Below are 13,365 nucleotides of genomic sequence, written 5' to 3' on the forward strand. Positions count from 1 at the left end.
TCGGTCGCGGGCCGAATTACTCGGACGGGCTGCCCGGGGGCAGTTCCAGCTCGAACCAGACCACCTTGCCGTCCCCGGTGCGGCGGCTGCCCCAGCGGTGCGCGAGCTCGTTGACCAGGTGGATGCCGCGCCCGCCCTCGTCCTCGGCGCGGGCGCGCCGGATCCGGGGCGTCTCGCTCTCCTGGTCGGCGACCTCGACGGTGAGCGCCCGGTTGCAGAACAGCCGCAGCTGGGTGGGGGATCCGGCGTGCACCAGGGCGTTGGTGATCAGTTCGCTGGTGAGCAGTTCGGCCCAGTCGGCGAGCGGTTCGAGGCCCCAGGCGGCCAGCGTCTCGCGGGTGAAGCGGCGCGAGTGGGCGACCATCGCGCGGTCGCCGGTGAGCGGCAGGCTGGCGATCCGGTCCGCGCCGACCGGCCGGACCTGCGCCATGATGACGGCGATGTCGTCCTCGCTGGTGGGGCCGGTGAGTTCGGCCAGGACGGCGTCGCAGGTCTGCTCCAGCGAGCGGCGCCGGTCGGCGACCGTCCGGCAGAGCAACTGCAGTCCCTCGTCGATGTCGTGGCCCCGGCGCTCGACCAGCCCGTCGGTGTAGAGCGTCAGGATGGCCTCCTCGGGGAGGGTGAACTCCACGCTCTCGAACGGGACCCCGCCAACGCCGAGCGGTGCGCCGGGCGGCAGTTCGACCAGGTGCGCCCTCCCCTGCGGATCGGCGACGACGGGCGGCAGGTGGCCGGCGCAGGCGGCGGTGCAGTGGCGGTCCACCGGGTCGTACACCACGCAGACGCAGGTGGCGAACTGGCCCTCGCCGAGTGCGCTGGAGGCCTCGTCCAGCCGGTGCAGGACGCGCTCAGGGGCCAAGTCCAGGGTGATCAACGTCCGGGCGACAGTGCGCAGTTGGCCCATGGTGGCGGCGGCCCGGATGCCGTGGCCCATCACGTCGCCGACGATCAGCGCGACCCGCCCCGAGGAGAGCGGCACGACGTCGAACCAGTCGCCGCCGACCTCGCTGACCACGCTGCTGGGCAGGTAGCGGTAGGCGAGGTCCAGGCCGAGCGTGCGGTGGATCTCCTGCGGCAGCAGGCTGCGCTGGAGGGTGAGCGCGGTGTCCCGCTCGCGCCGGTAGAGCCGGGCGTTGTCGATCGCGAGGGCGGTGCGCGCGGCGAGTTCCTCGGCCAGCGAGCGGTCCTCCGGGCCGAACGGCTCCGGGTTGCGGGTGCGGACGAACTCCGCGCCGCCCAGCACGAGTCCGCGCGCCACCAGCGGCACCATCAGGTACGAGTGCACCCCGGCGGCCAGCCCCGGCTGGACCCGGTCGGGCGAGGCGGCGATCCGGCGCATCTCCTCCTCGGTCACCTCGGAGACCAGGATCGAGCGCCGGGTGCGCAGGCTCTGGGCGTACAGCTGGGCGGACTGCGAGGTCTCGCCGACCTGGTCGGAGGCCGCCGTCATGCCGCCGCCCCGGGTCGCTTCGCCGACCGCCACCGCCCGCATCAGTATCGAATCGTTCTCCGGGACGGGGCCGGGCTCCTCGCCGCCGAGCACCGCGTCGCGCAGGTCCACGGTGACGAAGTCGGCGAAGCGCGGGATCACCACCTCCACCAACTCCTGGGCGGTGCGGTGCAGATCGAGGGTGGTGCCGATCCGGGTGCTGGCCTCGTTGAGCAGCGACAGCCGCTGCTGCGCGGCCCGGGCCTCGTCCAAAGCCCGCTGCCGGGCGGCGGCCGCGTCGCGTTCGCGGGTGAACAGCAGCGCGTTGTCGATGGACACGGCGGCCCGCACCGCCAACTCGCCGGCCAGCGCCAGGTCGTCCTCCTCGTAGGGGCGCTCCACCAGGGTGCGGTAGAAGCCCGCGACGCCGACCGCGGTGCCGCGCGCGATCAGCGGGACGACCATGAAGGAGTGGACGTTCTGCTCCCGCACCGCCGCGGCGCGCACCGGGTCGTCGGCGAACCAGGCCATCCCCTCCGCGTCCATCCGCGGCACCAGGACCGGCTTGCGGTGTGCCAGGCTCCACGCGTACGGCGTGCCGGGCGCGAAGCGGTGCACCCCGCCGAGTCGGGCGACCGGCCGCAGCGTCGAGCCGGGTACCGAGTGGAAGGCCATCCGCCGCAGCAGCGCCGAACCGTCCGCCGGGGCGCGGGCCTCGCGCTCGCCGCGGACCAGGTCCTCCAGCACCTCCACCACCACGGAGTCGGCCAGCCTGGGCGTCGCCACCTCGGCCAACTCCTGTGCGGTCTGGGCGAGATCGAGCGTGGTGCCGATCCGGGTGGAGGCCACGTTGACCAGCGCCAGCCGCTCCTGGGCGGCCTTCGCCTCGCGCAGCGCCTGCTGCCGGGCCAGGACGGTCTGGTGCTGGCGCAGGTACAGCCGGGCGTTGTCGATCGCGACGGCGGCCCGCGAGGCCAGCTCGTCGCCGAGGGTGATGTCGGCCTCGGCGAACGACTCCCGGTCGCCGCGCCGCGAGTACACCACCATGCCGAGCGTGGTGCCGCGCGCCACCAGCGGGGTGATCCGCACCGAGCGCGGCCGGTCGCCGAGGTAGGCCCGGCGGTGGCTCTCGGTGATGGCCTCGCTCAGCAGCGGCAGCTCCCAGGACGGCACCACCACCGTCCGCCCGGTGGCCAGCGCCCGGGCGTACGGCGAGTCCGGCGTCAGCTCGTACAGCGATTCCACCGGCAGTGACTCGGCCGGGTACAGCGGGTCGGTGGTGGCCAGGGCCAGCCGGCGGACCAGCTGCGGCGCGTCCGGGTCGGGCGGTTCGACGTTCCGCCCGGTCACCAGCACCTCCAGCGCGAACACCCCGCTGATGTCGGCGACCCTGGGCACCATCGTGTCGGCCAGCTCCCGGGCGGTCTGCCGGAGGTCGAGCGTGGTGCCGATGGAGGCGGTCGCGTCGACCAGCAGGGCCAGCCGCTCCTGGGCCCGCGCAGCCCGGGCCTCGGCGCGGAACCGCTCGGTGACGTCGATGACGGTGGAACTGACGCCGAGCACCCGGCCGCCGGGTTCCTCCAGCCGGAAGTACGAGGCGGACCACGCGTGGTCGTGCTGCGGGTCGCCCGGGGTGCGGCCGTGCGAGCGGGTGTCCACCACCGGCTCGCCGCTCTCCAGGACCCGTCGCATCACCGCCTCCGCCTCGGCGCCGTTGATCCCGGGCAGCACCTCGGTGAGCCGGTGGCCGAGCTGCTCCTCGACGGGCAGGCCGTTGGCCCGGGCCAGCGCCTCGTTCAGCCGGACGAAGCGCAGCTCGGGGTCGAAGACGCCCATGCCGACGGGGGACTGGGTGAAGAAGCCGTCGAGCACCGCCAGGTCCGCCTGGATCCGGCGCAGCGTGGTCACGTCGGAGGCGACGGCCAGCACCAGCGTGCGGCCGTCCGGCCCGGTGATCGGATGGGTGCGGAACTCCAGGTTCACCAGATGCCCGTCCCGGTGCCGGACCGGGAACACACCGGACCAGGCCCGGCCGTGCAGGATCTGCTGGAACAGTTCCAGCACCTCGGGCCGCTGCTCCTCGGAGGTCAGCAACTTGGCGGCCTTGGCCCCGATCGCCTGCCCCGGGGAGTAGCCGAGCAGTGCCTCCGCGTCGCCGCTCCAGTGCAGGATCCGGCCGTCGGCCTCGATCAGCGCCGTCGCGATCGGCACCATCAGCAGGGCGTCCTGTTGCGGCTCGCCCAGGTGGTGTTCGTTGTCGTTCACCATGGCCAGAGAACCGTCCGGAGATCGTCCCCACCAGCCCTGCCATCTTCGCACGCGGCCCCGGCGGGCCGCTCACCGTAGCGGCTCACCGGAGCGGCGGCGGGCGCTCCGGGAAGAAGTCGTCGAGCTCCCGGCGGCACCGCGGCGCTGGCGGCGGTCGAGGGGGGGGGGGGGGGGGGGGGGGGGGGGGGGGGTGGTTGGGGGGGGGGGGGGGGGGGGGGGGGGGGGGGGGGGGGGGGGGGGGGGGGGGTGTGGGGGAAGGGGGGGGAGGGGCCGAGGTGAGGAAGGGGGGGGGGGGGGGGGGGGAGGGGGGGGGTCCGCCGCGCCCCCCCCCCCCCGCTCCTCACCGGGTCGCGGCCCGCTCGCGGGCCGGGGCGGCCTCCGGGGCTCCGCCGCCCCGGGCTTCGGCGGTGCGGGCGGCCAGGGCGAGCAGCGCGCCGACGAGGCACAGGGCGGCGGCGACCAGAACGGCCCGGTCGGTGCCCGCCGCCAGGGCGCGGGCGGCGGCCTCCCGGCCGGGGCCGCCCGGTCGGGCCGAGCCCGCGACGGCCACGGTGACCGCGACGCCGAGTGCCGAGCCCAGGTACCGGGAGGTGTTGTTGGCACCCGAGCCCATGGCCGCCCGGTGCGTCGGGACGCTGCTGACGGCCAGCCGGGCCAGCGCCGCATTGAGCACCCCGCTGCCGACGCCCGCCACCGCCAGACCCGGCGCCAGCCGCAGCCAGCCGGAGCCGGGCGCCAGCCCGTACAGGCCCGCCTCGCCGAGGCCGCAGACCGCGAGCCCGACGGCGACCTGCGCGGTGGCCGACAGGTGCGCCGCCAGCCGCCGCGCCTGGAGCGCGGACAGCACCGACAGGCCCGACCAGAGCGCCAGCACCCCGCCCGCGGCCAGGCCGGGCAGGCCCAGGACGCCCTGGAGCAGGGTCGGCAGGTAGCTCATGAAGCCGACCAGCGAGAGCCCGGTGAACAGGGCCCCGCCGGTGGCGGCGACGAAGCCGGGGCTGCGGAACAGCGCGAGGTCCAGCATCGGCTCCCGGACCTTCGCCTCGACCAGCCCGAACAGCGCCAGCAGCAGCACCCCGAGCGCCAGCAGCACGACGACCACCGGCCGCCCCCAGCCGCCGCGCCCCTCGGCCAGCCCGGCGATCAGGCAGGACGTCCCGGCGGCCAGCGTCAGCACCCCGTACGGATCGAGGGCGCGTGGCCGTTCGGCCCGCGACTCGGTGAGGACGGCGGCCGCGTACGCCGCCACGGCGGCGGAGACGACCGCGATCCCGCCGCTGACCGCGCGCCAGCCGGCCCACTGCCCGACCAGCGCGCCGTACACCGGGCCGACGGCGATGCCGAGGCCGACGGCGGCGCCCCAGACCCCGAGTGCCCGGATCCGGCCCGGGCCGGGCGGGTGGGCGTGGCTGATCAGGCCGAGCGCGGGTGCCAGGACGGCGGCCGAGGCGACGCCGAGCAGCACCCGGGCGGCCAGGTAGACGGCGCCGCCGGGGGCCAGCGCGGCCAGCGTCTCGGCGGCCGCGAACAGCAGCACGCCGAAGGTGAAGACCCGCTTGCGGCCGTGGTCGTCGGCGGCGCTTCCGGCGGTGAGCAGCAGGGCGGAGATGCCGACCAGGGTGCCGGTGAGGATCCAGGTCCGGCCGGTGGCCCCGAGGTGCGCGGCCTGGGCGGTGGCGGCGAGCGAGGCGGTGGGGGCGGTGTAGGCGACGGTGACCAGCGCGGTCGCGGCTGCGGTGGCGGCCAGGGTGGCGCGGGGCCGGACGGGCGCGGTGACGGGGGAGGAGCCGGGTGGTGCGGGGGACATGGGGTGTTCCTCCGGAGCGCGGACCTTAGGTCTGGTGAATGAACCTTCGTCTCGATCGGCACGCTACCACCATTGGTCTGTTCATTGAACCCGCTGTTCGGGTGGACTACGCTGACCCGCATGGCGCTGGGAACCGACTACGAGCAGCAGGACTGCGCACTGGCCCGCGCCCTGGAGGTGGTCGGCGAACGCTGGAGCCTGCTGATCCTCCGCGACGCCTTCTACGGAGTGCAGCGTTTCAACGACTTCCTCGCCCACCTCGGCATCCCCCGCGCCGTCCTCACCGCCCGCCTCAACGCCCTGGTCGCGGCGGGGGTGCTGCGCAAGGAGCCGTACCAGCAGGCGCCGCTGCGCCACGGCTACCTGCTCACCGAGACCGGCCTCGAACTGTGGGGGCCGCTCTACCAGTTGAGTCGCTGGGGCGGTCGCCACGCGACCGCGGGCGGTCCGCACCACCTGTTCGCGCACGCCGTCTGCGGCACCGACCTGGACGTCGTCGGCGCCTGCCCGCGGTGCGGCGGCGCACCCGTCCCGCCGGCCGAGATCGCGATGCGCCCCAACCCCGCCCGCGGCGACGCGCACCGGGACGACCCGGTCTCCCGCTCCCTGGTCCGCCCGCACCGGCTGCTCGAACCGATCGCCTCGGCGGCGCCGGCCGCGTAGCGAACGGCGGGCGACGGACGGCGGCGCGGCCGCCGGCAGGCTGCCGACGGCCGCGCCCACCACACCCGGGTCACGGGTGGAACGTCACCTCCGGATTGGCGGCGGTCGGCCCGTCGAGGAGCGGCTGCCGCACGCCCTTCAGCTGGAGGTCGAAGAAGGCCGCCACGTACGAGCGGGTGAGCTCCGCGCCCCGCTCGCCCGACATCGTGGTGCCGGGAGGCTGGGGCAGGTTGAGCTTCTCGAAGAACAGCGGGAAGTCGGTGAAGGTGCCGTGGTTGGAGCCGGCGAAGGTCAACCAGCGCTTCCAGCCGTCGAGGTGTGGCCAGCTCTCCGTCCAGCTGCTGTCCTCGGCGCCGTCGGGCAGCGGGTGGCCGATCATCAGGAAGGGCTTGCCGCCGATCCCGGAGGCGGGGACCGTGACGTCCATGGTGCCGTCCAGGTCCACCCCGGCCCGGATCCGGTCGTCGGCGAGCAGGGACGGGACGGTCGAGGCGCCGCCGGCCGAGTGCCCGGCCATCCCGATCCGGTCGCGGTCGATCATGCGGGCGTAGTGCCACGCCGGGTGGGGGCGGGCGGTCAGCTGGTCGAGGACGAAGGAGACGTCCTTCGCCCGGCTGTTGTCCACGGCCGCCCAGGACTCCGGGGTCGTCAGCTTGTCGCACAGCAGGCACGGGAGGGTCTGCCCGTCGGGGAACGTCGTCCCGGTGTTCTCGTAGGTGTGGTCGACCAGCGCGACGACGTACCCGCGGCTGGTCAGGTCCTCGGCGAGGCCGCTCAGCGAGGCCCGCGGCATGGTGAAGCCCGGCGACAGCACCACCAGCGGGAAGTGGCCGCCCTGCGGGCGCGCGTCGGACTTCGCCCAGGTCCGGGTGCCGGTGACCGTCTCGGTCGGGATGGTGTTGCCCGGGAGCTTCCCGTCCAGCAGCATCCGGGCGGCCGCAGGGGTCATGTACGGGGCCGCGCTGCCCGTCCCGGCCTTCGCGGGGTAGTACATCGACACCATCAGCTGGCGCGGACCGGCGGAGGGGACCCACGGATCCGGGCGGTCCCGGTCCACCAGGTGCAGGATCTCCTGCCCGACCTCGTACGGGCCGGTCGGGCGCGGCAGGTCGACGTGGACGGCGGCGGGGGCGGAGGCGTTCGTCAGGGCGGCGGGAGCGGCCAGGGCCGGCGCGGCGGCGGCGACGGACAGCGGCAGGGTGAGCAGCAGGGCTGCCGCGGCCGTGGTGGTGCGAAGTCGGTTCATGTGAGGGACGGTAGGCCGGGGGAGCGGAAGTTGACGTCCACTCAGCGGCGTAGAGATCCCTTCCGGGACGTGCGGGAGGGGACCCTTAGGGGTCGGCCGAATGGACGCCGGCCGGACCGGACCGAACCGGAGTCGTTGAGGAATCGAACTCGAACTCACCGCGGAGCAGTGAGTTCGGGAGTCCACCCCTCGGATCGTCCGCCGGTCAGAGGCTCCGGGCCCGGACCTCCTCGACGAAGGCCGCCGCCGCACCGGCGTTCGGCACCGGGAGGGTGAGCGGCAGGCCGGCCGAGTGCGTCCGGATCTCCAGCTCCCCGAGCTCCGAGGCCCGCGCGGACTGCACCTCCGTCCACCGGAACGACTCCGTCGCGCCGAGCGGGTGCGGCGGCCGGTGCACCAGCCCGCCGGCCGTCAGCGTCAGCTGCCCCCGGGCGAACCGGACGCCGCCCTCCGTGCGCAGCGCCTCGTGCAGTGCGGCCCGGAGGGTCGGGCGGAGTCGCTCGTCGAGCTCCCGGAACAGCTCGTCCAGCCGTCGCAGCTGCGCCAGTGCCAGCGGCTCGTCCGCGCCGACCAGCCAGATCCGGCCCTGCTCGCCCACTCCGTGCCGCCCGCCGGGGGAGTACTCGGTGGCCTCCACCGCACTCCACGGCAGGGGCTGCTCCGCGCCGTCCGCCCCGACCAGCACCAGCCCGCGCTCGTGCACCCGGACGGCCCGCAGGCCCGGCGCCGGCCGCAGCCGCCCGTACCCGCTCGCGGCCGTGATCGCCGCCGCGGCCACCACGGGTGCTGGCCACCACTCCCCGCTCGCCAGCCAGGCCGCCCCGGCGACAACGGCCGCCGCCGCGTCCAGCCAGGCCCGCGTCGGCCATGGCAGCGGCCGGAACCGCCGGTACACCCGCACCGCGCGGCCGAGCCGCCCGTCGCCGTCCGCGACCGACCGAGCCCGCGACAAGGGCCACACCACCGCCACCTCGGCCACCTCCCGCTGAGCGAACACCACAACCGGAACCGCGACTGTCAGATCCTCAGCATCGACCGACCGCCGCGCCCTCGAACAGGGCCAATTCGTACCTCTTGGCCCTGAAACGACCTCACCCCATCCTCCACCTCACTCCGCCGACGGCCGCACCCGGTCCTCCGCCGGGCCCGCTCACCGCCACGCCCCGGCCTCGGCTCGTCAGCTCGTCGTCGCGTACTCGTTCTGCAGCGTGCGCAGCAGGGCCGTCCCGGTCGGATCGGTGGAGCGGCGGGTGTTCACCAGGACCACCACCCCCACCTGCTTCTCCGGATCGAAGGCCACGAAGGAGCGGAACCCGCCCGTGCCGCCGTTGTGCCAGATCTGCAGGTGGCCGCCCTGCTGGCTGTGCAGGCGGTGGCCGAGCCACCCCAGGTGCGTCCAGGCGAACGGGTTGACCCGGTGCCGGGTCTCCCGGGTGAGCGTGATCGCGGGCGCCAGCGGTGCGTCCGGTTCGCGGTCGGCGGCCAGCTGGGCCCGCAGGAGTATCGCCAGGTCGGAGGCGGTCGACCGGAGCCCGCCCATGCCGGAAATGTCCGCGAAGTCCCAGTACGGCACGGGTCGCCCGCCGGAGGTGTGCCCGTGCGCCAGCCGCTCGGACTGCTCCCGGCCCGAGCGCACGTGGGTGTCCACCAGCCCCAGCGGCTCGCATATCTCGCGCGCCACCAGCTCCTCGTAGCCGGTGCCGGCCCGGTGGGCGAGGGCCAGGCCGAGCAGCCCGGCGCCGAGGTTGGAGTAGCGGAAGCCGCGCCCGGGGGTGGCCCGCAGTCTCGTCCGGGCCAGCCCGGCGAGGACGTACTCGGTGCTGCAATGCGCGTACGGATCGGGCTTGTTGGGATTGAGCAGCGCCGTCGCCAGCATGCCCCGGGGCAGCCGGGGGAGCCCGGAGGTGTGGGTGGCGAGGTGCCGCAGGGTGATCGGCTGCCCGCCCCTGGCCGGGACGGCGGCACCGTCGGGCCGTATGTCGGCGAGCACGTCGGCGAGCGGTTCGGCGAGCGGGTCGTCGAGCCCGGTGGCGGTCCCGCCGGAGTCGGCGAGCGCCAGCCGCGCGAGGGCGAGCGAGGTGAACACCTTGGTGACGGAACCGACTTCGAACAGGGTGTGCGGCCCGGGCGCGGCGCCGCCCGGACCGGTCCGCCCGGCGCCGCGGATCTCCACGGCGCCGCCGGCCAGCCCGGCGACCACCGCGCCGACGTGCTGGCCCGCGAGCCGGTCGGCGGTCTGTTGCACGAGGCGGGCGAGTTCGTTCATGCCTTGAGCGTAGGGGGCCGCGACCTGCGAAGTCGTCCGCCGGAACGACGATTTCAACCGCCCTCCGCTGCTCCCGCGGGAGTACGCCCCCACATGAGTACGCCCCGCTACGCTCGGCAGCGTACGGACACCACGGTGTGATGACCGGTCCGGGCGTAGCGGGGCGCGTGGTGGGGCGGGGGCGAGCCGTCAGCAGCTCAGGTTGCCCCCGGGGACGGTGCCGAGGATCTGGACGAAGCTCTGGTACAGGCTGATCCGGTGCTGCATCTGGGCGGTGTTGTTGCCGTTGCACTCCAGCGAGCCGTTGATGCTGCGGATCGTCTCACCGAAGCCGTACCCGTTGACCATGGCGTTGTGCGCGGTCATGGTGCCCGGCCCGTTCTGGGTGTTCCAGTACCAGAGGCCGGTCTTCCAGGCCACCGCCGGGTCGGTCTGCACCAGGTTCGGATTGTGCAGCAGGTCGATGCCGAGCGCGTCGCCGGCGGCCTTGTAGTTGAAGTTCCAGCTCAGCTGGATCGGCCCGCGCCCGTAGTACGCGGCCTGCCCGGCCGGGCACCCGTACGGTTGCGAGGCGTCGCAGTAGTGCGGGTAGTTGGCGGTGTTCTGCTCGACCACGTACACCAGTCCGCCGGTCTCGTGGCTGACGTTGGCGAGGAACGCGGCGGCCTCCTGCCGGCGCACGGTGTCGCTGCCGGTGGCCGCGAAGCCGGGGTAGGCGCCGAGCGCGTCGAGCAGGCCCTGGTAGGTGTAGAAGGAGTTCCGGCCCGGGAACATCTGGTCGAACTGGGCCTGGCTGACCGGGAATCCGCCCGGGTTGGGCGGCTGGGTCGAGCCGCAGCCGTACGGCTCCCAGTACCAGGTGCTGATGACCGGGTCGTAGCCCGGGTTGTCGTGGGTGGCGCGGTAGTAGCCGCCGTTGGTGTACCGGACGATGTCGCCGGCGACGTAGGCGCGGCCGGCGACCCAGGCGGGGTAGTCGCAGGTGCCGGACGTCGGGGTCGGCGTCGGGTCGGTGGACCCGCCGCAGGAGCCCTGGTCGGCCCAGACCCCGGTGCCGCTGGTGCTCGGGGGCTCGTTCTGGGTCCACCACTTGGCGGCCCAGTTGTGCCCGTTGTACGAGACGGCCGCGCCGCCGGTGTAGGCGGTGGCCGCGCTCCACGGCGTGCCGCAGGCGGCGGCGCTGGCGGAGGCGGGGAGGAGGACCGCGACCGCCAGTGCCGTGACCACGGCGGAGAGCAGCGCGAGCAGGCGTTTCATTGACACGTCATCACCCCTTGTGCGGTGGGGGCCGCACGTCGTCGTGACAGGGACTTGAGCGGGCAGGGGATCCGGGTCCCGTGCGGGGGTGCGCCAGGGGAAGGCGGCCGACCGGGGTGTGGGCCGGTGCGGGGCCGTGAAGGCGACTCAAGCGGAGTGTTCTATACCTGTCAAGAGAGTGGGTGAAACCGGCTCGCAAATGCGGTGCGCACGCCCCCCGGCGCCCCCGCGGGCCCTCCCGGCCTCCGAGCGTCGCCCTCAGCCCCCGCGAGCCCCCTCAGTCGCCGAGCGCCGCGCGCAGTCGGGCCGCGACCTCCGCCGCCCCCGCCTCGTCCGGGTACTTCCCCCGCGGCCAGAAGAAGCCGCGCAGCCCGTCCTTCGGATTGCGCGGCACCACGTGGACGTGCAGATGCGGCACCGACTGGCTGATCCGGTTGTTCGCCGCCACGAAGCTGCCCGCCGCGCCCAATCCGCGCTCCACCGCGGCGGCCACCCGCTGCACCTGGAGGAAGAACGGCCCCACGTCGGCGGCCGGCAGGTCCGCCAGGGTGCGGTGGTGGGTGCGCGGGACGACCAGTACGTGGCCGGGGAACAGCGGCCGCCGGTCCAGGAAGGCCACCGCCGCCTCGTCGTCCAGCACCCGGTGCGCGGGCTCCTCGCCCGCCACCACCGCACAGAAGACGCAGTCCATCCGCCCATTCAAACCACCGGCGCCCGCCCCGGCACCTCCGCGATCGCGCGGTTGCGGGGCGTCACCCGTCCGGCCTCGAGCGGGTGCGGCCGCCGGGGCGGGTGGCGCACGGTGCTGGAGGGGGTCGACCAGAGGCGCGCCGTGCGCCGCACGAGGAGGTGGCCCGATGGCGGGCAAGTTCGAGGTCTACGAGGACGCCGGCGGCAAGTACCGGTTCCGGCTCAAGGCGGGCAACGGCGAGATCGTCGCCACCGGCCAGGGCTACTCCAGCAAGGAGGCCGCCCACAAGGGCGTCGAGGCCGTCCAGCGGGCGGCCAGCGACGCGCCGGTGGTGGACGTGCCCAAGGCCGCCTGAGCACGCCGAGCACCGAGCACCGAGCGCCGAGTGCCGACACCGAGTGCCGAGCACCGAGCGTCGAGCACCGAGCATCGAGCGCCGCCCGCCACGCGGCAGCACGCCGTGTGGCGGATGGCGCCGCCCGCGCCGCGGTCGTCACTCGTAGCGGTGGAGCAGCGCCTCCCGCTCGGTCTGCTCGATCATCTCGATGGTCAGCGAGTCGTCCCGCAGGTGCGAGAGGGTGATCTCGGCCGAGGTCGGCTGCGCGTCCTTGGCCAGCCAGTTCTCCGGCTTCCACGCCGAGCCGCGCAGGAAGGACTTCGGGCAGTGCGCGTACACCTCCTCGACGGCCACCACGATCGCGCTGCGCGGGGGCTTCCCGACGGCGGTCAGCTGCCGCAGCAGCTCCGGGTCGGTGGAGACGCAGGCCCGCCCGTTGACCCGGAGCGTGGTGTCCCGGCCCGGAACGACGAAGAGCAGCCCGACCCGGCCGTTCTCCAGGATGTTGTGCAGGGTGTCCAACCGCTTGTTGCCGGTGGCGTCCGGGATGGCCAGGGTGTGCTCGTCGAGGACGGAGACCACCCCGGCCGGCCCGCCGCGCGGGGAGACGTCGCAGCGCCCGGCGGCGTCCGAGCTCGCCACGAACACCAGCGAGGAGCAGGCGATCAGCCGCCGCGCGACCTCGTGCAGGTGGTCGACCTGCTTGCGGCGCGCGTGGTCGCCGGGCTGCTCGTAGATCTCGCGCAGCTGCGCCGGGTCGGTCAGCGCCCCTGCGCCGAGAGCGGCGAACAGGCTGCCCGGCGCATTCGGAGCTGCGGTTGACGACATGACAGATTCCGGTGTGCTGGTCATACCGGAAATCTAGCCGAGCCCCTTCCCGGAGCCCCCGGCCGCCAGCCGGTGCAGTCCTCGGTAAAGCTTCCCCGCCACCCCTCCCCACCAGCGGTTTTACCGTGATAATGGGGCCAGGCGCTCCGCTCGGAGGTGGTGGTCGTGATCGTGAGGATCTGGGCCGGGCAGGTCCTGGCCGGTCGCATCGAGGAATTCTGTGTGCTGCTGACAACCCAGGTGATCCCGCAGCTCGGGCGGACCGACGGTTGCCTGGGCGGTGAACTGCTGCGCTCGGTGACCGAGGACGGACACCGGGTGCTCGTGGTGAGCCGCTGGCGCGACGAGGCGGCCCTGCGCGGGTACGCGGGGCCGATGTGGCGGATCCGGCCGGTCTGGTCGGAGGGCGAGCTGTGCTACCTCGCGCACCCGCCGGTGGTCACCCACTTCACGTCGATCGCCGCACCCGCCACGCTCTGACCGCGCCCGCCACTTTCCGTACGCGCCCGCCACTTTCCGTACGCGCCCGCCACGTTGTGGGCGTCACCTACCACCCGGCCGCACATTCCCCGC

The 13,365-nt window shown here is 74.5% G+C and carries 11 protein-coding genes; 3 read left to right on the forward strand and 8 right to left on the reverse strand.

The genetic code is table 11. The annotated features are described in order from the left end of the window. Positions 1-16: 16 nt before the first annotated feature. The gene (locus AC07AL_RS31455; RefSeq protein WP_400803240.1) at positions 17-3,697 is read right to left on the reverse strand and encodes a SpoIIE family protein phosphatase; all 3,681 of its coding nucleotides are present in this window, start codon (positions 3,695-3,697) and stop codon (positions 17-19) included. A gap of 340 nt (positions 3,698-4,037) precedes the next feature. Next, the gene (locus AC07AL_RS31460) at positions 4,038-5,504 is read right to left on the reverse strand and encodes an MFS transporter (RefSeq protein WP_478319062.1); all 1,467 of its coding nucleotides are present in this window, start codon (positions 5,502-5,504) and stop codon (positions 4,038-4,040) included. A 120-nt stretch (positions 5,505-5,624) separates the two neighbouring features. Between AC07AL_RS31460 and AC07AL_RS31465 the strand changes: the two genes are divergently transcribed. Then, positions 5,625-6,167 (forward strand): winged helix-turn-helix transcriptional regulator, encoded by a 543-nt coding sequence (locus AC07AL_RS31465; protein ID WP_363623605.1) that lies wholly within the window; start codon positions 5,625-5,627, stop codon positions 6,165-6,167. 70 nt (positions 6,168-6,237) lie between these two features. On the opposite strand, the gene AC07AL_RS31470 is transcribed toward AC07AL_RS31465, so the two are convergent. The 5 genes from AC07AL_RS31470 to AC07AL_RS31490 all read right to left on the reverse strand — a co-directional run bounded on the left by AC07AL_RS31470 (position 6,238) and on the right by AC07AL_RS31490 (position 11,627). Continuing rightward, on the reverse strand, positions 6,238-7,413 hold the full coding sequence (locus AC07AL_RS31470) for an alpha/beta hydrolase family protein (RefSeq protein WP_478319063.1): 1,176 nt from the start codon (positions 7,411-7,413) through the stop codon (positions 6,238-6,240). 205 nt (positions 7,414-7,618) lie between these two features. Next, entirely contained in the window at positions 7,619-8,413 is a 795-nt protein-coding gene (locus AC07AL_RS31475) for a hypothetical protein (protein WP_478319065.1), read from the reverse strand. A gap of 177 nt (positions 8,414-8,590) precedes the next feature. Then, positions 8,591-9,679: a serine hydrolase domain-containing protein gene (locus AC07AL_RS31480; protein WP_478319066.1), complete on the reverse strand. Its 1,089-nt coding sequence runs from the start codon at positions 9,677-9,679 to the stop codon at positions 8,591-8,593. Positions 9,680-9,868: 189 nt separating this feature from the next. After that, on the reverse strand, positions 9,869-10,936 hold the full coding sequence (locus AC07AL_RS31485) for a glycoside hydrolase family 19 protein (RefSeq protein ID WP_363628419.1): 1,068 nt from the start codon (positions 10,934-10,936) through the stop codon (positions 9,869-9,871). 277 nt (positions 10,937-11,213) lie between these two features. Next, positions 11,214-11,627, reverse strand: coding sequence for an HIT family protein (locus AC07AL_RS31490; protein WP_363581666.1), 414 nt, complete (start codon positions 11,625-11,627; stop codon positions 11,214-11,216). A gap of 166 nt (positions 11,628-11,793) precedes the next feature. Between AC07AL_RS31490 and AC07AL_RS31495 the strand changes: the two genes are divergently transcribed. Next, positions 11,794-11,982, forward strand: coding sequence for a YegP family protein (locus AC07AL_RS31495; protein WP_063346479.1), 189 nt, complete (start codon positions 11,794-11,796; stop codon positions 11,980-11,982). Between the two features lie 138 nt (positions 11,983-12,120). On the opposite strand, the gene AC07AL_RS31500 is transcribed toward AC07AL_RS31495, so the two are convergent. After that, positions 12,121-12,792 carry an MSMEG_1061 family FMN-dependent PPOX-type flavoprotein gene (locus tag AC07AL_RS31500; protein WP_363628220.1) on the reverse strand — a complete coding sequence of 224 codons (672 nt, stop codon included), beginning with the start codon at positions 12,790-12,792 and terminating at the stop codon, positions 12,121-12,123. Positions 12,793-12,957: 165 nt separating this feature from the next. Here AC07AL_RS31500 and AC07AL_RS31505 point away from each other — a divergent pair, with 165 nt between their 5' ends. Then, a complete protein-coding gene (locus AC07AL_RS31505) occupies positions 12,958-13,272 on the forward strand; it encodes an antibiotic biosynthesis monooxygenase family protein (protein ID WP_159398348.1) in 315 nt (104 codons plus the stop codon). Positions 13,273-13,365: the final 93 nt, after the last annotated feature.

The organism is Kitasatospora sp. NPDC043949 (assembly GCF_056435365.1).

Coding starts and splice junctions, on each gene's coding strand:
- AC07AL_RS31455 (WP_400803240.1), bottom strand. CDS start 3,697: ATGGTGAACGACAACGAACACCACCTGGGCGAGCCGCAACAGGACGCC.
- AC07AL_RS31460 (WP_478319062.1), bottom strand. CDS start 5,504: ATGTCCCCCGCACCACCCGGCTCCTCCCCCGTCACCGCGCCCGTCCGG.
- AC07AL_RS31465 (WP_363623605.1), top strand. CDS start 5,625: ATGGCGCTGGGAACCGACTACGAGCAGCAGGACTGCGCACTGGCCCGC.
- AC07AL_RS31470 (WP_478319063.1), bottom strand. CDS start 7,413: ATGAACCGACTTCGCACCACCACGGCCGCGGCAGCCCTGCTGCTCACC.
- AC07AL_RS31480 (WP_478319066.1), bottom strand. CDS start 9,679: ATGAACGAACTCGCCCGCCTCGTGCAACAGACCGCCGACCGGCTCGCG.
- AC07AL_RS31485 (WP_363628419.1), bottom strand. CDS start 10,936: ATGAAACGCCTGCTCGCGCTGCTCTCCGCCGTGGTCACGGCACTGGCG.
- AC07AL_RS31490 (WP_363581666.1), bottom strand. CDS start 11,627: ATGGACTGCGTCTTCTGTGCGGTGGTGGCGGGCGAGGAGCCCGCGCAC.
- AC07AL_RS31495 (WP_063346479.1), top strand. CDS start 11,794: ATGGCGGGCAAGTTCGAGGTCTACGAGGACGCCGGCGGCAAGTACCGG.
- AC07AL_RS31500 (WP_363628220.1), bottom strand. CDS start 12,792: ATGTCGTCAACCGCAGCTCCGAATGCGCCGGGCAGCCTGTTCGCCGCT.